This window comes from Microbacterium sp. Y356 (genome assembly GCF_059445355.1).
Genome location: NZ_JCAIUE010000001.1, coordinates 1,518,354 through 1,536,145 on the forward strand (window position 1 = coordinate 1,518,354; position 17,792 = coordinate 1,536,145).

Annotated in this window: 17 protein-coding genes; 4 read left to right on the forward strand and 13 right to left on the reverse strand. The window is 63.0% G+C overall.

All coding sequences use genetic code 11. The features are described 5' to 3' along the window. Nucleotides 1–2: 2 nt before the first annotated feature. On the reverse strand, nt 3–1,262 hold the full coding sequence (locus tag AC1C2Q_RS07260) for an NRAMP family divalent metal transporter (protein WP_495449550.1): 1,260 nt from the start codon (nt 1,260–1,262) through the stop codon (nt 3–5). 128 nt (nt 1,263–1,390) lie between these two features. Here AC1C2Q_RS07260 and AC1C2Q_RS07265 point away from each other — a divergent pair, with 128 nt between their 5' ends. Together AC1C2Q_RS07265 and AC1C2Q_RS07270 are read left to right on the forward strand one after the other, a co-directional pair. Then, complete coding sequence (locus tag AC1C2Q_RS07265; protein ID WP_495449551.1) at nt 1,391–2,029, forward strand: GntR family transcriptional regulator; 639 nt, start codon at nt 1,391–1,393, stop codon at nt 2,027–2,029. 38 nt (nt 2,030–2,067) lie between these two features. Beyond that, complete coding sequence (locus AC1C2Q_RS07270) at nt 2,068–2,919, forward strand: VOC family protein (protein WP_495449552.1); 852 nt, start codon at nt 2,068–2,070, stop codon at nt 2,917–2,919. A gap of 20 nt (nt 2,920–2,939) precedes the next feature. On the opposite strand, the gene AC1C2Q_RS07275 is transcribed toward AC1C2Q_RS07270, so the two are convergent. The 5 genes from AC1C2Q_RS07275 to AC1C2Q_RS07295 all read right to left on the reverse strand — a co-directional run bounded on the left by AC1C2Q_RS07275 (nt 2,940) and on the right by AC1C2Q_RS07295 (nt 8,724). After that, nucleotides 2,940–3,935, reverse strand: coding sequence for a LacI family DNA-binding transcriptional regulator (locus AC1C2Q_RS07275; RefSeq protein WP_495430407.1), 996 nt, complete (start codon nt 3,933–3,935; stop codon nt 2,940–2,942). Between the two features lie 22 nt (nt 3,936–3,957). Next, the gene (locus tag AC1C2Q_RS07280) at nt 3,958–5,391 is read right to left on the reverse strand and encodes a GH1 family beta-glucosidase (protein WP_495449553.1); all 1,434 of its coding nucleotides are present in this window, start codon (nt 5,389–5,391) and stop codon (nt 3,958–3,960) included. A 5-nt stretch (nt 5,392–5,396) separates the two neighbouring features. After that, on the reverse strand, nt 5,397–6,287 hold the full coding sequence (locus AC1C2Q_RS07285) for a carbohydrate ABC transporter permease (RefSeq protein ID WP_495430409.1): 891 nt from the start codon (nt 6,285–6,287) through the stop codon (nt 5,397–5,399). Beyond that, nucleotides 6,284–7,321 carry a carbohydrate ABC transporter permease gene (locus tag AC1C2Q_RS07290; protein WP_495430410.1) on the reverse strand — a complete coding sequence of 346 codons (1,038 nt, stop codon included), beginning with the start codon at nt 7,319–7,321 and terminating at the stop codon, nt 6,284–6,286. Before AC1C2Q_RS07290 ends, AC1C2Q_RS07285 begins: the two co-directional genes overlap by 4 nt. Nucleotides 7,322–7,398: 77 nt before the next feature. Then, entirely contained in the window at nt 7,399–8,724 is a 1,326-nt protein-coding gene (locus AC1C2Q_RS07295; protein ID WP_495449554.1) for an ABC transporter substrate-binding protein, read from the reverse strand. 160 nt (nt 8,725–8,884) lie between these two features. On the opposite strand from AC1C2Q_RS07295, the gene AC1C2Q_RS07300 reads away from it, so the two are divergent. Then, nucleotides 8,885–9,415: an adenine phosphoribosyltransferase gene (locus tag AC1C2Q_RS07300; RefSeq protein WP_495430412.1), complete on the forward strand. Its 531-nt coding sequence runs from the start codon at nt 8,885–8,887 to the stop codon at nt 9,413–9,415. A gap of 24 nt (nt 9,416–9,439) precedes the next feature. On the opposite strand, the gene AC1C2Q_RS07305 is transcribed toward AC1C2Q_RS07300, so the two are convergent. The 4 genes from AC1C2Q_RS07305 to AC1C2Q_RS07320 all read right to left on the reverse strand — a co-directional run bounded on the left by AC1C2Q_RS07305 (nt 9,440) and on the right by AC1C2Q_RS07320 (nt 13,819). Next, nucleotides 9,440–10,012 (reverse strand): VOC family protein, encoded by a 573-nt coding sequence (locus AC1C2Q_RS07305; protein WP_495449555.1) that lies wholly within the window; start codon nt 10,010–10,012, stop codon nt 9,440–9,442. Nucleotides 10,013–10,137: 125 nt separating this feature from the next. After that, nucleotides 10,138–11,139, reverse strand: a complete 1,002-nt coding sequence (locus AC1C2Q_RS07310; protein WP_495449556.1) for an ABC transporter substrate-binding protein — start codon at nt 11,137–11,139, stop codon at nt 10,138–10,140. A 146-nt stretch (nt 11,140–11,285) separates the two neighbouring features. Then, complete coding sequence (locus tag AC1C2Q_RS07315; RefSeq protein WP_495430415.1) at nt 11,286–12,317, reverse strand: ABC transporter permease; 1,032 nt, start codon at nt 12,315–12,317, stop codon at nt 11,286–11,288. Further along, nucleotides 12,317–13,819, reverse strand: coding sequence for a sugar ABC transporter ATP-binding protein (locus AC1C2Q_RS07320; RefSeq protein WP_495449557.1), 1,503 nt, complete (start codon nt 13,817–13,819; stop codon nt 12,317–12,319). Before AC1C2Q_RS07320 ends, AC1C2Q_RS07315 begins: the two co-directional genes overlap by 1 nt. 205 nt (nt 13,820–14,024) lie before the next feature. Between AC1C2Q_RS07320 and AC1C2Q_RS07325 the strand changes: the two genes are divergently transcribed. After that, on the forward strand, nt 14,025–14,897 hold the full coding sequence (locus AC1C2Q_RS07325; RefSeq protein ID WP_495449558.1) for a sugar phosphate isomerase/epimerase family protein: 873 nt from the start codon (nt 14,025–14,027) through the stop codon (nt 14,895–14,897). A gap of 49 nt (nt 14,898–14,946) precedes the next feature. Here the strand turns inward: AC1C2Q_RS07325 and AC1C2Q_RS07330 are convergent, their stop codons facing one another. From AC1C2Q_RS07330 to AC1C2Q_RS07340, 3 genes are all read right to left on the reverse strand, one after another. Beyond that, nucleotides 14,947–15,366 carry an RbsD/FucU family protein gene (locus tag AC1C2Q_RS07330; protein ID WP_495449559.1) on the reverse strand — a complete coding sequence of 140 codons (420 nt, stop codon included), beginning with the start codon at nt 15,364–15,366 and terminating at the stop codon, nt 14,947–14,949. 81 nt (nt 15,367–15,447) lie between these two features. Further along, nucleotides 15,448–16,410 (reverse strand): aldo/keto reductase, encoded by a 963-nt coding sequence (locus AC1C2Q_RS07335; protein ID WP_495449560.1) that lies wholly within the window; start codon nt 16,408–16,410, stop codon nt 15,448–15,450. Then, complete coding sequence (locus tag AC1C2Q_RS07340; RefSeq protein WP_495449561.1) at nt 16,397–17,692, reverse strand: L-fuconate dehydratase; 1,296 nt, start codon at nt 17,690–17,692, stop codon at nt 16,397–16,399. Before AC1C2Q_RS07340 ends, AC1C2Q_RS07335 begins: the two co-directional genes overlap by 14 nt. Nucleotides 17,693–17,792 lie beyond the last annotated feature (100 nt).

A 17,792-nucleotide genomic window follows, 5' to 3' on the forward strand; every position in this document is an offset into this window, starting at 1 on the left:
GGTCACGCTCCGATTCCGAGGAAGGCGAAGATTGGGCCGACCGAGACGATACCCATGTACCAGGTCAGCAGAGTGACCACCGTACCTGCGATCAGCAGCCACAGCGGGTACTTCTTCGTGCCGAGCAGGTCACGCCGGAACCAGCCGATGTACATGAACACCGTGAGACCGATCGGGAGGATGAGCCCGTTGAAGCCACCGACGAACACCAGGATCGCGGCGGGGGCAGTGCCGATCGACAGGTAGACGATCAGCGACACGACGATGAATGCGACGGTCGCCAGTTGCAGCGGCCAGCCACCGAGCAACTTCTTGTTGAATGCCGACAGGAATGTCGCAGAAGTGTATGCCGCACCGATGACCGAGCTGAGAGCAGCCGCCCAGAAGATCGCACCGAAGATGCGGAGCCCCGCATCTCCGAGCACTGCGCCGAAGGCCTGACCGGCAGGGTTTGCCGCCTGGCTGGAGAGATCGAGAGCGACACCCGAGGCGACGACACCGAGGATCGCCAGGAACAGCACGTAACGCATGATGCCGGTGATGATGATGCCGTTAGCGGCAGCCCGCATGACCCGGCTGGCGTGCTGGGGCCCGGTTTGGCCGGAATCCAGGTACCTGTGTGCGCCCGAGTACGTGATGTAACCGCCGACGGTTCCACCGACGATGGTGGTGATGGTGGCGAAGTTCAGCTCGTCCGGGATGATCGTCTGTCGCAGCGCATCGCCGATCGGCGGCTGCGCGAGGATCGCAACGATGACGGTCATCACGATCATGCCGATACCCAGGACGATCAGCACGATGTCCATGACCTTGCCGGCCTTCTTGACCAGGAAGATGATGATTGCCAGCGCGGCGGTCAGCATCCCGCCAATCTTGGGATCGATGCCCAGCAGCGCATTCAGACCCAGGCCGCCACCGGCGATGTTTCCGATGTTGAACGCGAGACCGCCGATCACGACGAGGATCGCGATCACGTGTCCAGAGAACGGGATCGCCGCATTCGCGAGCTCACCGGCGCGTTTGCCGGATGACGTGATCATCCGCCAGACGTTTAGCTGCACGGCAATGTCGATCAGCACCGAGACGAGGATGGCGAACGCGAACGCCGACCCCATCGTGGCAGTGAAGGTCGCGGTCTGCGTGATGAAGCCGGGCCCGATGGCGGAGGTCGCCATCAAGAAGATCGCGCCGATGACGGCGCTACGACCGGCGCGCTTCTTTACGGCGGCCAGCTGAGATTCAGTCTGAGATTGCTCGGACATGGAGGGGGTTCCCATCGTCTTTGTTGGGTGTCGGGTGACACCGAGTGTAGAACAAGATCGAGCTGATTGTTCTACAACTTTGTTTCCGGCATGCTACGAGTGTCGAACCAGACGCATAACATGAAGGCGTGATCCAACAGGGAGTACTGGCCGATGTGCTGCGACAGAGCATCATCGATGGTGATTTCGCGCCAGGGTCCCGCCTGTCCGAATCCGCACTGGCTGAGCGATTCGAGGTGTCACGCAACACACTGCGCGAGGCGTTCCGAGTGCTGGCCGAGCAAGGGCTCATCGAACACATCCCGAATCGCGGCGTCTCGGTTGCGGCCCCCACGATCGCTGATGTCATCGATATCTATCGCGCGCGCCGCATCATCGAGTGCACTGCGCTTCGCCAGTCAGAACCAGAGCACCCGGCGGTGCAACTGATGAAGGATGCCCTGGCTGAAGCCGAACTCCACCTCCCCCGTGAGCAATGGCGTCGAGTGGGCAGCGCGAACATGGCCTTCCACGATGCGATCGTGGCCTTGGCGGACAGCCCGAGGCTTGCCCGCACCTATCGAAATCTCGCTGCCGAGTTGCGGCTGGTGTTCCTTGAGATCGACGATCCCCGCGCGCTCCATGAGCCGTTCGTGCGCAAGAACCGTGTCGTTCTCAAGACCTTCCTTGAGGAAGGCCCCCACGCCGCAGCCGACGCGCTAGAGGGCTATCTCATCCAATCCGAACGACTCGTGCTGGGCGCGTTCGCCCGAATGGGCCGCGAGTAGCCAGGAATAGATTCCGGGTCGGGGCCGTTCCAACTGACATGAACGAAAAACTTGCCGCGGCAACCACCATGGGAGCCGTCACCCTGCTCGTCGGTGACCTCGATGCGATGACGGCGTTCTACCGCGACGTCATCACGCTTCAGGTGCAGAGCGCCGAGCGCGATTCCGTGGTGCTCGGTCGCGCGGGGACGCCGATCGTGATCCTCCAGCATGAGCCGACGCTCGCGCACGCGGCGACCGGCTCCGCAGGGCTGTACCACACAGCGATCGTGTTCGAATCGCAGGCAGCTCTCGCATCCGCTCTCCTCTCGGTCGCTCAGCGCGCGCCACAGACCTTCACCGGAAGCGCCGACCACCTGGTCAGCCAGGCCTTCTACCTCACCGACCCTGAGGGCAACGGCATCGAGCTGTACTGGGACCGCGACCGCTCGGAGTGGTCGTGGACGCACGGCGAAATCGAGATGGCCACCCTCTACCTCGACCCGAACACGTTCCTGAAGGAGCATTTCACCGAGGAGACGGCGACCGTGACCGCGCCCGCACAGATCGGTCACGTGCACCTCTCCGTCGGAGACATCGCCACCGCCCGCGAGTTCTACGTGGGTCGCCTGGGATTCGACGCCACGGCATCCCTAGGTAACCAAGCACTGTTCGTCAGCGCCGGCGGCTACCACCACCACATGGCCATGAACGTCTGGAACTCGCGTGGCGCAGGCCCGCGGATGCCAGCACTCGGCCTCGGTCAGATGGATCTTGCCTTGCCGAATGCGGATGCTCTTGGCGAGTTGAACGAGCGGTTGACGCACTTCGGCACCCAGGTGCAGGATGACGGTCGCACCCTGACCTTCACCGACCCGTGGCGCAACACACTGAAGGCGCAGTTGGCCTGATCTGGGACGAGCGACAGACCCTACGTCGAAGCCCGCACCACCAGCTCAGTCGGCAGGATCGTGGTCTGCGGCGGCTCTCCACCGTTCAGGCGCGACATCAGCACCGCTGCCATCGTCTCCCCCATCGCATACATGGGCTGACGCACGGTGGTCAACTGCGGAACGGAACTGAGCGCCACCGCTGAGTCATCGAAACCTACGATGGCGACATCCTCCGGCACGCGGATTCCTTCGGCGCGCAGCACGGTCAGCGCACCGCGCGCCATGAGGTCGCTGGCGATGAAGATCGCATCAGGCACCCCGACTTCGAGGATGCGCCTGGCGGCCTCGCCGCCGCTCTCCTCACTGAAGTCGCCCTCGGCTTCGGCGAACGGGGTGAGACCCGCCTCCGCGAGCACATCGCGAAAACCCTGCACGCGATCGAGCGACGCGATCATCGTCAATGAACCGGAGATCGTCGCGATGCGCTTTCGCCCGATGTCGATGAGGTGCTGGGTGGCACCGCGCGCCGCCGAGACGTTGTCGACATCGACAACGTAATCACTAGGACGCGGATGCGCCGAGCGCCCTCCGAACACCACCGGCACAGCATCCGTGATCTGGTCGATGAATGCGTCGCTGGTGTGATGCGAGACGATCAGCGCACCGTCGACGCCCCCATTGCGCACGAAACTGGCCATCTTCGCGCCGGGGTCGTCGCTGGCGATGAGCAGATTCAATAGATAGTCGGATCCGCCGAGAGCACTGGTGATGCCTGCAACGATCGATGCGAAGAAGGGCTCACCGAAGAAGCGTGTGGTGTCTTCTGGAACAATCAGCGCGATCGCGTGCGTCTGCCTGGATGCGAGCGAACGGGCCGCACGATTGGGCACATAGTTGAGCGTCGAAATCGCGACCTGCACGGCTTCGAGTGCCTCGGGGCTGACGGCGGTCGATCCGTTGACCACACGCGACACTGTCGACCGTGACACTCCGGCGGCAGCCGCCACCTCTTCGATGGTCGCGCGTGACGGCACAGCTCTCCCCTCCTTCGCGCGCTCAGAGAGAACGAGCGGCGATGATGCGAGCGTACTCCCGACCGCTGTCTTTGATGCTGCGCTCTTGGGTGTCGTAGTCGACTCGAACGATGCCGAAACGCTTGTCATAGCCCCAGGCCCACTCGAAGTTGTCGAACATCGACCAGTAGAAGTAGCCACGCACGTCGACTCCGGAGTCCGCAGCATCCAGCACTGCACCGAGGTGCAGACGCAGGAACTCGGCGCGATCCGTGTCGTGGACGCGTGTCTCGCCGTCCTCGACCACCGCGACGTCATCGTAGGCCGCGCCGTTCTCGGTCATGTAAAGCACGGTGCCTGCGGGCTGGGCGTACTCGGTCCAGACGCGCTGAAGCAATCGAGTGAGCCCCTCCGGCTGCACCTCCCAGTTCTGGGCGGTGCGCGGCAGGCCCCGCTCGACAGAGTGGATGCCATCGCTCGACGGATACGGGCTTCGGGTCTTGCGCTCGGTGCTCGGACCACCGGAAACGGTAGACGTGGCGGGCGCCGTGCCCGAGACAAAATCGCCGTGGTAATAGTTCACTCCCTGGGTGTCGATCTTTTGTGAGATCGTCTCCAGGTCACCGTCATGGATTGCGGCTTCGAATTGCGCCACGGCATCGGCATCTACCGCACGGATGTCATCGACGATGTCGGCCGGGTAGACGCCGACGTAGAGCGGGTCGAGGAACCAGCGATTGAACTGCCCATCGATACGGCGCGCCGCATCGACGTCTTCAAGGTTCTGCGGGTCGGCGGGGTCGGCAACCGTGTGGTTGAGCGTGATGCCCAGGTCCAGCGATGCGTCGCGGCCACGCAACTCGCGAACGGTCTCGCCGTGGGCGAGCAGCAGGTGATGCGAGGCGAGCAGGCCTTCGGCAATGCTCGTGTGACCCGGCGCGTGCTCGCCCCCGGTGTAGGAGAGGAAGGACGAGCACCACGGCTCGTTCAGCGTCGTCCACACGTTCACCCTGTCACCGAGCGCGTCATGCATAGTGCTGGCGTACTCAACGAAGCGCTCCACGCTGTCGCGATTCGTCCAGCCGCCGTTCTCCTGCAGCGCCTGCGGCATATCCCAGTGGTAAAGCGTCAGCCAGGGCAGGATGTCGGCAGCCAGCAGTTCGTCGACCAGCCGTTTGTAGAAGTCGACGCCCTTTTCGTTGACCGCTCCGCCATCCGGACGCACCCGCGACCAGGAGGTCGAGAAGCGGTACGTTTGCAATCCGAGCTCGGTCATGAGCGCGACATCCTCGGGATAGCGGTGGTAGTGATCGCACGCCACATCGCCGTTTTCGCCACCGATGACCGCACCGGGAACCCGTGCGAACTTGTCCCAGATCGACGCCGTACGCCCATCTTCGAAGGCCGCACCTTCGATCTGATAGGCCGCTGTTGCCGCGCCGAAGAGGAAGTTTGTCGGGAACGTCCTGGAAGTCATAGAGGTCATCCTTTCACCGCGCCAGCCATGATGCCGCTGACGAGCTGCTTGCCTGCGACCACGAAGAGCACAAGGAGAGGGAGCGTCGCGAGCACAGCACCGGCGAGCACGATGGAGTAGTCGATGTAATAGCCGGACTGCAGCTGGCTGAGCGCCGTCTGCAGCGTCGGATTCTGCGGAGAAAGGACGATCAGGGGCCAGAGGTAGTCCGTCCACGCCGTCATGAATGTGAACAGTCCGAGGATCGCCATGGCCGGGCGAGCAGCGGGAATACCCACGGTGAGGAACGTTCGGAACTGGTTCGCGCCGTCCATCCGTGCGGCTTCGATGAGCTCATCCGGGATGACGTCGACGAGGTACTGGCGCATGAAGAACACACCGAACGCCGTCACCAGCATCGGGATGATCACCGCACCGATCGATCCGGTCCAGCCGAGCTGTCTCATCAACATGAACAGGGGGATGATGCCGAGCTGCGTAGGGATCGCCATCGTGGCGATAACGAACACCATGAGTCCCTCTCGCCCACGGAAACGCAGCTTCGCGAAGGCATACCCGGCGAGAGTGGAGAATGTCACGACGGAGACGGTGATGATCGTCGAGATCAGTAGAGAGTTGCCCAGCGCCAGCCAGAACGGGATGGCGTCGAGCACCTTCGCAGCGTTGGTGAAGAAGTTGCCACCGGGGATGAGCGGGAGCGTTTCACCGCGGGTGGAGTTGGTGCCGCTGGCGACGACGACAGACCACCACAGCGGATAGACGCTGCCGATGATGAAGGCGGCGAGAAGCCCGTAGGTGAGGAAGCCGGGCCGGCTGCCGATGCCCGCGGATCCAGAGCTGACTCCGCGGCGCTTGCGGAGCTTCTCCGGCACACTCATGGCCTGGGTGGCGGTCATCGCTGGGCTCCTGTCGTGTTTTTGCGCGCTCGGCGACGCTTCGCTCTCGGGGCATCCCCGGTGGATATTCCTCGGGTGATCAGGAAGTTGATCACACCGATCCCCACGATGAGAACGAACAGCAAGATGGCAACGGCGGATGCCTCACCGAAGTCACGCCGGAAGAAAGCGAGCTCCCACATGAACAGCACTGTTGTCTGGAATTGCCGGTCACTGCCGCCGATACCGCCCGCCGTGGAAACGTCAAACAGGCGGGGTTCGGCGAAGATCTGCAGGCCACCGATCGTGGCCGTGATGATCACGAAGATCAGTGTCGGGCGGATTGTCGGGATCGTGATCGAGAAGAAGCGCCGGATCGGGCCTGCGCCGTCGATGGCAGCGGACTCGTAGAGATCACGCGGCACCGCCTGCATCGCGGCGAGCAGGATGAGGGCGTTGTAACCGGTCCAGCGGAAGTTCACCATGACCGCGATCGCGATATGCGAGAGGAACGTGTCGTGCTTCCACTCCTGGTCGGCAATGCCGATCAGGTTAAGGAGGTTGTTGGCGAGGCCGTCTGCTTCGTTGAAGATACTGGAGAAGATGATCGCGACAGCGACAGGGGTGACCACGAACGGGATGAGCACGCTCATCCGCCAGAAGGTCGGTGCCCGCAGCCCGCGGTCAAGAAGATAAGCGACCACAAGCGCTACGGCCAGCTGCGGAATCGCGGAGAGCAGGAAGATGCTCAGAGTGTTGAAGATCGAGTTCCAGAACATCGAGTCGCCGAGAATCTCGATGAAGTTGCCGAGGCCAACGAACTCGCCCTGCCCCTTGAGCAGGTCCCACTCGAAGACCGCCACGTAGACGGTGTAGAGCAGCGGGAAGAGCCCGACCAGGCCGAAAAGGAGAAAGAACGGTGAGATATAGAAGTACGGTGACGCCTTCATATCGAATCGTGAGCGACGGTGACGCCAGGAAGGTTTCCCCGCGGAATGGGGCACCCGAGCGGATGCCGTGTCCGTGCGCTGCACGGGAGGGACAGTGAGTGTCATTGCTTCGTTCCTTCTTTATCCACCGGACCAGCAGCGACAGGCTCGGGAACCGAAAGGTTCCCGAGCCTGTCGAAGGATCAGCCGACGAGTTCGTCCAGAAGCGCCAGAGCCTTGTCCCACGCCTGCTGCGTGTTCACCTCTCCGCGGTCGAGACTGGTCAGCGCGGGGCCGAACACGTTCTCCTGGATGATGGAGTCGTCCGGGCCCTTGAACTGCGCTTCGACGCCCTCTGCGCGTGCCGCGAGGATCGCACCGGTCGGCGCGTCGTTGAAGATCTCGTTCGGTGTCGCCTCAGCCGCGAGCGTCTCCTGAGCCTTGATCGTCGACGGGAAGTTGCCCGCGGCTGCGGACTGCTTCACCTGCTGCTCAGGGAGCGTCAACCAGCTGGCGAGTTCCGCAGCTGCTTCCTGGTGCTCCGAGGCCTCCGGAACCGTGAGGAACGCGCCACCCCAGTTGGTCGGTCCTCCGGGGAACACGTCGGCGAAGTCCCAGCCTGTCGACGCGTCACCGCCACCTGACTCGAGCTTGCCGGTGATGTTTCCCAGCATCCATCCGGGGCAGACGAAGGTCGCGAAGGAGCTGTCGACAAACGACTTGCCACCGTTCCAGTCCCACGCGGCTTCTGCAGCCGACTGGCCACCTTCGACTGCAGTCCCCAGCAGTTCGAAGCGCTCCTGCATCTCAGTGTTGCCTTCGACGTTCAGCTCACCGTCGGCCGTGTAATAGCCCTCGTCGAGCTGGTTGATCATGGAGTTCCAGACGAAGCCGGAGTGATCAAACCACGCCTTGCCCGTCTTCTCTGTGTAGTCGGCGCCGACGGCGAAGTAGTTCTCCCAGTCGCCGTTGAGCAGCTCGGCGACGGACTCGCGGTCGCTAGGGAGCCCTGCGGCCTCGAACGCGGGGCCGTTGTAGCAGATGCCGCTTGGGCCGATGTCGGTGCCGTAGCCGATCACGCGGCCTTCAGGGTCCGTGCCCTGATCGTACTTCCACTCGACCCAGTCGTCCTTGCGGTCTTCGATGCCGAAGTCACGCTGGTCGACGAACAAGTCGGAGACCTCCATGATCGCGCCGAGCCAGCCCTCTTCGATCGCGACGACGTCGCTGAGGCCACTGCCTGCCGCGATCTTGGTGAATGTATCGGTGCGGGCGTTGCCACCGGTGTCGATGTTGTTCGCCTCGATGGTGATGTTCGGGTTGGCGTCTTCGTATTCCTTGTAGAGGTCGTCATAGCCGAAGACGCCGAACGTGGTGACGGTCAGAGTGATCTGCTCGTCAGCGTCGGCACCGGCGTCGGCGCCTGCGTCTGTGTTGCCGGCGCCAGCAGAACAGCCTGCGAGGGCGAGGGCAGAGATGGATGCGACGGCAGCTGTAGTCAGAATCCGTCGGCGGGCACGTGTATTCACGGTCACTCCTTTGTGCGAGATGGTGCGGTGATAGTGCGGTAATAGGACATTCATGGAAACGTGGGAGCGCTCCCACGAACTGATGTGAAACTCTATGGGAGCGCTCCCACGAATGTCAAGCCCTCGAAACACTCACAGGGCGCTGGAGTACGATCTCTCAGTGCCCTCTGCCGAACTCACCCCTGCTCTGACCCGCGCCGAATCGCTCATCCGCAGCATCCCGGACTATCCAGAACCCGGCATCCTCTTCCGCGACATCACTCCGCTGCTGGCGGATGCTGACGCGCTGCGCGCAACGACCGAGGCGATCATCGAACCCTTCATGGGACAGTTCGACGTCATCGCCGGCATCGAGGCGCGGGGTTTCTTGATCGCAAGCGCCGCTGCCATCGTCGCCGGAGTCGGGCTGGTGCCGATCCGCAAAGCGGGCAAGCTCCCCAGGCCCGCAGCATCCATCGACTATGCCCTCGAATACGGCACCGCGACGATCGAGATGCACGACGACATTCCGGCCGGCTCGCGCGTGCTGCTCATCGATGACGTGCTCGCCACCGGAGGCACGCTCGCCGCCGGACGGCAGCTGATCGAGCGCCTCGGCTCACACGTCGCAGGCATTTCGGTACTGTTCGAGATCGACGGCCTCGGCGGACGCGAACTTATCGGCGACCTGCACACCGTCTTTCACTCCTGACAGCGCCTCGCGCATCTCGAACCCTCAGCTGATTTGGCGGGGGTCCTGCAGGGCAGACATCGCCTCGACAAGGCTTCCGTGGATGTACTCGAGCTCGGGCGAGGTGAAGTTCGACCAGTCCTCGGCCTCCGCGCCATCGCCATCGGTCGCCCAGTCCGCGCCGTCAGCGGCATCCGGTTCCGCTGACCATTCGCCGGACGCTTCCTGCGGGGCGTGCCGGTAGACCCACCATAGGTTGCCGGACGGGTCCGAGAAACGGGAGAAGGTGTCACCGAAGAAGTCGGTGGGACGTGTCACGATACGCCCACCCAGCCGCACCGCGCGCTCGAGCGTCGCGTCGACATCGTCGACGTAGACCTGGATGAACCCCGGAGTGAAAGGCCAGTCGGCCTTGCGATCTGCGACCGTGATGAGCGAGTCGCCGATGAGTAGTTCGGAGTGCAGGATGAGTCCGTCGGTATCGAGAGTGCGTGCCTCCGGCACATCGACAGCACCGAAGACCTCAGCAAGGAATGCGATGATCCCGGCCGCGTCATCGGTCATGAGGAACGGGTTGATGGTGTTGGAACCAGTGGGTCGAGCGGGCAGAGAGGTCATGATCGTCCTTTCGTTGATGCCAGCTTGTCACTCAACCGGGACATCTGGTGTCCTTAATTGATTCCGAATCGGGGCACGAAATCGGCCCCTCACCCGAAGGCGAGGGGCCGAGCCGAGACGTCAGATCACTCGTAGAGAACCGCGGCGATCTTCGGGTCTTCGAGCTTCGTGGCGTCGTACCAGTACGAACCGGTGTCATAGAACTCATCAACGGCCTCGCCGTTGGCCGCGTCATACGCTGCCTGAACGACCTGAGCGCCGATACCGATCGGGTCCTGCGTGATAGCGCCGGCCATCGTGCCGTCCTTGATGGCGTTGATCTGCGCGGCACCGGAGTCGAAGCCGATGATCGTCAGCTTGCCCTTCTCGAGGCCGAGCTCGCCGACAGCGTTCACGACGCCGATGGCGGAGCCCTCGTTGGTGCCGTAGATGCCCTTGAGGTCGGGGTGCGCCGCGATCATGGCCTTGGCGATGTCAGCCGACTTCAGGTGATCGCCGTCGCCGTACTGGATGTCGACGATCTCGATGTCCGGGTACTCAGACTCCATCTGGTTGACGAAGCCATCACGGCGCTCGACACCGGTCGAGTTGATCTGCGAGTGTCCAACAATGGCGACTTCGCCCTCGCCGCCGATGAGCTCGGCCATGTGATCTGCAGCCAGTGCACCGGCGACCTCGCTGTCGGTTGCGGCCAGGCTCAGGCCGACATCACCGTTGCAGGGAGCGTCGAAGTAGACGACGGGGATGTCCTTGGACTTCGCCTGCTCGAGCGGTGCAACGCACGCCTCGGGGTCGAGCGCCGCGTAGGCGATAGCATCCGGGTTCTTGTCGATCGCCGTGGTGAGCATCTCGAGCTGCTGCGCGATCTCGGTCTCGGCGGCGGGGCCGTCGAAAGTGATCTTGACGCCGAGCTCTTCCGCCCGCTCCTCAGCACCCGTCTTCACGGCCTGCCAGAACTGGTGCTGGAAGCCCTTTGAGACGAGGGCGATGTACATTTCGTCGCTGCTGCTGCCGCCGTCAGCGCCTGCGCCCTCGTCGATGACGTCGCCGCTGCCTGCGCAGCCCGCCATCACAAGCGCAGATGCGGCCACGAGTGCCGCGAATGCGGTCTTCTTGCCAAATCGCATGGGAAACTCCATTGTTCTGTGGGTGCCGATCTCGCGACCGACGATGTGGACATTCCGGTGGTGTGTGCCGGTGCGGATCACTCCGCGATTTTCGGCCGAAGCCGATCGTGGTGGTGGCGGGCACAGGTATCGCCACCACCCGAGGATCAGGTTCGCTGGCGGTTGCGCAGCGAATCGAGGAAGACGGCCAGCAGCACCACGACACCGACAACGATGTTGCGCCACTCGGTCTGGATCGAGAGGATGCTGAGACCGTTGACGAGCACGCTCATGATCAGCGCGCCGATTACGGTACCGATGATCGAGCCACGGCCACCCAGAAGCGACGTCCCGCCGATGATAACGGCCGCGATCGCCTGCAGCTCGTAGCCAGTGCCGATCTGCGGCTGAGCCGAGTCGAGGCGTGAGGCAATGACGACGCCGGCGATGCCGGTGAAGGCCCCAGCGAACATGTAAATGAGGATCGTCCAACGGCGGGTATTTACGCCAGACAGGCGAGTGGCCTCTTCATTGGAACCGATCGCGAAGGTGTAGCGACCCAGCAGCGTCTTGGAAAGCACGAGGAATGCCACGATCGCCAGCAGTGCGGTGATGAGGACGGCGTTCGGGATGCCGGGGATGATCGTGCCGAGAGCGATCCTCTTAAAGTCAGGCGCAGACGTCGAGAAATAGATCGGTGCGACACCGGAGATGACCAGGGCGAGACCGCCGGCGATCATCATCATCGCCAGAGTGGCGATGAATGGTGGAAGGCGCAGATACGCCACATTCACGCCGTTGACCAGCCCCATCAGCACACCCGTGGCGATACCGCCGATCACCCCAAGCCAGACCGGAAGACCCATGTTCGTGATGAACACACCCGTCATCACCGAACACAGTGCCATACCTGTACCCAAGGACAGGTCAATGCCACCGGTGATGATGACGAACGTGGTGCCAAGCGCCAGGATGCCGATGACTGCTGTCGATAGGAGCACCGAGGCGATGTTGCTGAACGTGAAGAAGTTCGGGCTCGCGAGCGAGAAGAAGATCAGCAGCACAACGAGCGTGCCGAACGCGAGCGATTGCTGTGCCTGACGCTTCAAGAAGCCGCTGACATCACGCTTGTCGGTGTTCTCGTTGACTGCCTGCTGGATGACGGTCGTCGTCGATCCGGGCTGTTGCGGCGTGCTCATCAGTCTTCCTCCCCATGGGCTGCGAGTTGCATGATCTTCTCCTGGCTGGCTTCTTCGTTGCGGAGTGTTCCGGTGATCCGACCGTTCGCGAACACCGCGATGCGGTTGGCGACGCGGAGGATCTCTGGTAGCTCGGACGAGATGACAATGATGGACTTACCGGTGTCAGCGAGCTGCTGCATGAGCCGGTAGATCTCTTCCTTTGCGCCCACATCGATCCCTCGAGTCGGCTCGTCGAAGATGAGGATGTCGCAGTCGCGCATCAGCCAACGGGCGATGACGACCTTCTGCTGGTTTCCGCCCGACAGCAGCTTGACCATCTGGTTGACCGATGGCGTCTTCACACGCAGCTGCCGCACGTAGTCCTTGGTCTGATTCTTGGCCTTGCTGTCGCCCATCCAGCCGATCGCGTTGGTGTATCGGCCGAGGGATGCCAGGACGGTGTTGAATGTGACGTCCTGCTCGAGCATGAGACCGAGCTGCTTGCGGTCCTCGGAGAGGTATCCGACACCCCGCTTGACGGCATCCTCAGGCTGACGGATCTTGGCGACTCGACCGTTGATGGAGATGGTCCCTGCGCTGCGCGGATCGGCGCCGATCACGGCGCGAGCGGTCTCGGTTCGGCCTGCTCCCATGAGTCCGGCGAACCCGAGGATCTCGCCCCGTCGAAGCTGGAAGCTGACGTCCTTCAAGAGCGCCTTGGTCGACAGGTTCGCCACGTCGAGAACGATCGGATCGTTGTCGTGATCGCGGGCCGTCGGACGGGTTCCCTCGTCGATGACACGACCGACCATCATCTCGATGATCTTGGGGATGCTGATCTCACTCTTCTCAAGTGATCCGATGTATTGACCATCGCGGAGCACCGAGACACGATCCGCGAGACGGCGAAGCTCGTCCATACGATGTGAGATGTAAACAATGCCGGTGCCGTTCGCCTTGAGCTGTTCGATCAGAAGGAAGAGCGTCTCCACCTCGCTGTCGGTGAGCGCTGACGTCGGCTCATCCATGATGAGAACCTTGGCGTCGAACGACAGCGCCTTGGCAATTTCGACCATCTGCTGCTCGGCGACCGTCAGCTCTCCGACGCTCTGCTTTGGGTTGAGCGCGATACCCAGACCCTTCAGCAGTTCGGAGGTCTGCCGGTTGAGCTTGCGCTCAGAGAGCAGAGGCCCTGACGTGGGCTCCCTGCCGATGAAGATGTTCTGCGCGACTGTGAGGTCAGGCATCATGTTCAATTCCTGATGGATGATCGTGATGCCGAGCTGCTGCGCCTGAAGCGGGCTGGTCAGTTCGACTTCGCGACCCTCGAAGGTGATCGTGCCCTCATCACGCATGTAGATCCCAGAGAGGATTTTCATCAGCGTCGACTTACCGGCACCGTTCTCGCCCACGAGCACGAGTACCTCGCCGGCGCGCACTTCGAGGTGCACATCCTGGAGTGCCTGCACGCCGGGGAAACCCTTGCTAATGCCTTCCACCCGAAGAATGGGATCGCTCATATGCTCGCCTGCTCCCTTGGAGGTCCTGTTGTCTGTCATGATGCGTGGACGCTGACGCGCCGGATCAAACATCGGGTCAATTCTCTACCAGCATCCACTTCGATGCAAGTTGTACCTAAATGTACCTAACCCCGCCTTGCCATGCTAGACCTGTAATAACAAGTTTGTCACGACTACGCGCGAACGCGCAGAGACAGGATTGAAAATGCTCATTGGTGCGCACGGACTGGTCTTCAGCGGAACCTTCGAGGAGGCGGGCCTGCGGCGCGCGATCGAGGGAACCAAGAACGCGGGCTTCGACCTCATCGAGATACCTCTGATGGATGCCGCTGCCTTTGACTCGGAACTCGCCGGGCGGATGCTGCGCGACAACGACCTCGCGGTGACGGCATCACTCGGTCTAACGTCAGCGACCGACCTCACCAGCGAAGACCCCGCCGTCGTAACCGCTGGTGCGTCGATGCTGGAGCGCTGCCTCGACCACGTCGCCACGATGGGCGGCGAGGTGCTGTGCGGCGTCATCTACTCGGCGATGGGCAAGTACATGACGCCGGCGACGCCGAACGGCGTCGCGAACAGCCAGGCCGCGATCTCCTCGCTGGCGGCGATCGCAGCCGAGCGTGGCATCCGCCTGTCTCTCGAGGTTGTGAACCGCTACGAGTCGAACGTCTTCAACACCGGCCGTGGTGCGCTGGGCTTCGTCGAAGGCATCTCGGGCGATGTGAGCGTGCATCTGGATACGTACCACATGAACATCGAAGAGTCCGACTTCTTCCAACCAGTGCATGACGTCGCCGCGGCAGGAAAGCTCGGCTACGTGCACATCGGTGACAGCCACCGCGGATACCTCGGCACCGGCACCGTCGACTTCGCGACGTTCTTCCGTGCACTGCACGACGTCGCCTACGACGGACCAGTCGTGTTCGAGTCGTTCTCGTCGGCCGTGGTCAGTGCTGAGCTCAGCAACACTCTCGGCATCTGGCGCAACCTCTGGCAGGACTCTGACGATCTCGCCGCACACGCGAACCGCTACATCCGCGATGCAGTGCACGCCGTGAGCTCGATCGACCGGCACTAATCCCCACGCCCCACTGGGAGCCAGGCCGACCGTTCGGCTACAACAACCCTCACGCAGAGGCGTGTCCGACGACCCCCTTGCGCAGCAGTGCATTGCCGTACTTGCGCGTCTCGCCGGTGCGGACGATGAGGTACGCGGCCTCGGCGATGTCGTAGTAGGCGAAGCGCTCGACGAACTTGGTCGTCTCGACCGTTGTTCCGGCGGCGGCCATCAACTCGCGCTGAACGTCGAGAACTTCGCCGTCGGCGGAGGCCATCAGGTCGAGACCTGGCGCATCATCCAGCGGGATCACCGTGCGGATAGCTGCCAGGACCTCAGGTGTCGTCGTCCCCGGCAGATCGATGGCGCGTTCCCCCAGCGCCCAGGCGGGGAAGTGCGCGTCCGCGATCACGACGGAATCGGAATGCCCCATCCGGTCGAGGTGCAGCAGCAGTTCACCTGTGAGCAGCGGATCAATTCCTTCAAGCATTTTTCTCCTTGCTGTTCCCGTCGCGATTTCTGTCGCCTGGCGCGCGGTCAGCCGACAGAAATCGCGACGGGAACGGTCGATTCATCCGGGGATTAGTGCTTCGGCGATGAGCTCGAGCCAGAACGCGGCGGGAATACGCGCAGCGGCGAGGGCCGCGTTCTGACGCACCTGTTCCGGTCGGGAGCTGCCGACCACGACCGAGCGAGTTACTGCATCCCGCAGCGGAAACTGAATCGCCGCCGCCGGAAGCAACACATCGTGCGCGCGGCAGACGGCAACGATGCGCTGCAGACGGTCCCAGATCTCGTCAGGCATCCCGCCGTATTCGTATCGGCTGTCGCGAGTCGGTTCTGCCTTCGCGAGCAGGCCGGAATTGAACACGGATGCCGCGACCACACCGGTGCCGCGCTCGCGACAGGCCGGCAGCACGTCGGCAGCCGCCGGCTGCTCCAGCAGCGTGTATCGGCCGGCGATCATGACGACGTCCAGGTCGGCTTCGCGCACTGAGCGGGCGAGCGCATCACTGGCCATTGCCCCCACACCGATCGCGCCGATCGTCCCCCCAGCGCGCAGCTGTTCGAGGGCGGGGAATGCTTCGGCGAGCGCCAGATCGAGGTCATGCCGCTCTGGATCATGCAGGTACGCGATGTCGATTCGGTCGAGCCCCAGGCGCTCCCGGGATTCATCGAGTGATGCGCGGATGCCGGCATCCGAGAAGTCCCACACTCGCTGCAGGTCGTTCGGCACGAAGAAGTCGTTGTCGGTGTCGAGCCCGCCATCGAAATCGGGGTTCGGCCGCAGCAGGCGACCGACCTTGGTCGAGACGACGAATTCGTCACGCGGCTTGGTCTGCAAGAACGCCCCAAGGCGACGCTCGGAAAGGCCGAGCCCATAGTGCGGTGCGGTGTCGTAGTAGCGGATGCCGCTGTCCCACGCCGCGTCGAGCACGGCCCATGCTTCGGCATCCGTCAGCGCGCGAAAAAGGTTGCCGACATTCGCTGCGCCGTACCCGAGCGCCGGGATGTTCAGGTCAGTCCGTGACATGCGCACCCGTCCAGGTGTACTTCGCGATGCTTTCCGCCTTCATCTCCATGCTGGCACCTGCAGCGGTGGGCGGCATGTAGGAACCGCCCTGAATGTCGGTCGGTGTGACGAAGTGCTCGTGCAGGTGATCGACGAACTCGATCAAGCGTCCCTCTCGGGTGCCGGTGATGGCGACGAAGTCGAACATCGACAGGTGCTGCACCGCTTCGCAGAGGCCCACGCCGCCCGCATGCGGGCAGACCGGCACACCAAACTTCGCTGCCAGCAGCAGGTTGGCGATGTTCTCGTTGACACCGGCCACGCGCACGGCGTCAATCTGCATGACCTCGATGGCGTTCGCCTGCAGCAGTTGCTTGAAGATCATCCGGTTCTGAGCGTGCTCGCCGGTTGCAACGCGAATCGGAGCGATGCCGCGGGCAATCTCGGCGTGGCCGAGGATGTCGTCGGGGCTGGTGGGCTCTTCGACCCAGGCCGGGTTGAACTCGGCGAGCGCGTTCACCCACTCGATCGCCTCGGAGACCTCCCAGCGCTGGTTCGCGTCGATCGCGATTGGGAAGTCAGGGCCGCACACTTCGCGCGCCTTGCGGAAGCGGCGGATGTCGTCGTCGAGGTCGGCGCCGACCTTGAGCTTGATCTGCGTGAAGCCGTCAGCAAGGGCCTCCCGGGCGAGGCGCTCAAGTTTCTCGTCGGAGTAGCCGAGCCAGCCGGGACTCGTGGTGTATCCGGGGTATCCGGTGGCGAGGAGTTCTGCCTCGCGTTCGGCGCGGCCGGGGACCGCCGCCTGGAGAATCTCGAGCGCCTGCTCGGGTGTGAGCACGTTAGTGAGATAGCGGAAGTCGACGAGCGAGACGATCTCTGCGGGCGTCATCCTCGACAGCAGCTGCCAAAGCGGAAGGCCTGCACGCTTGGCCTTGATGTCCCACAGCGCATTGATCACGGCGCCGATAGCCATGTGCATGACGCCCTTTTCTGGACCCAACCAGCGCAGCTGCGAGTCGCCGATGATGTCACGGAACGTCGTTCCCATGTCGTCGAGCAGCGGCTCGAGCTCCCGCCCAACGAGATGACCGGCGAGCGCGTTGATACCGGCGACCTGCACGTCATTGCCCCGGCCGATCGTGAACACGAAGGAGTGTCCGGCGATGTCGTCCGCAGCGTCGGTGCGGATGATCACGTATGCCGCGGAGTAGTCGGGGTCGGTGTTCATGGCGTCCGAGCCGTCAAGGCTCAATGACGTAGGGAAACGGATATCTGTGGTCTCGAGTGCAACGATGCGGCTCACGGGGTTCCTCTCCTGGTGCAGCACGAAATTTCTGCACGGATCTCTTGGAGTGTAAACATCCGATGTCTATACTGTCAATCAGACGTGCCGCCCGATGGCG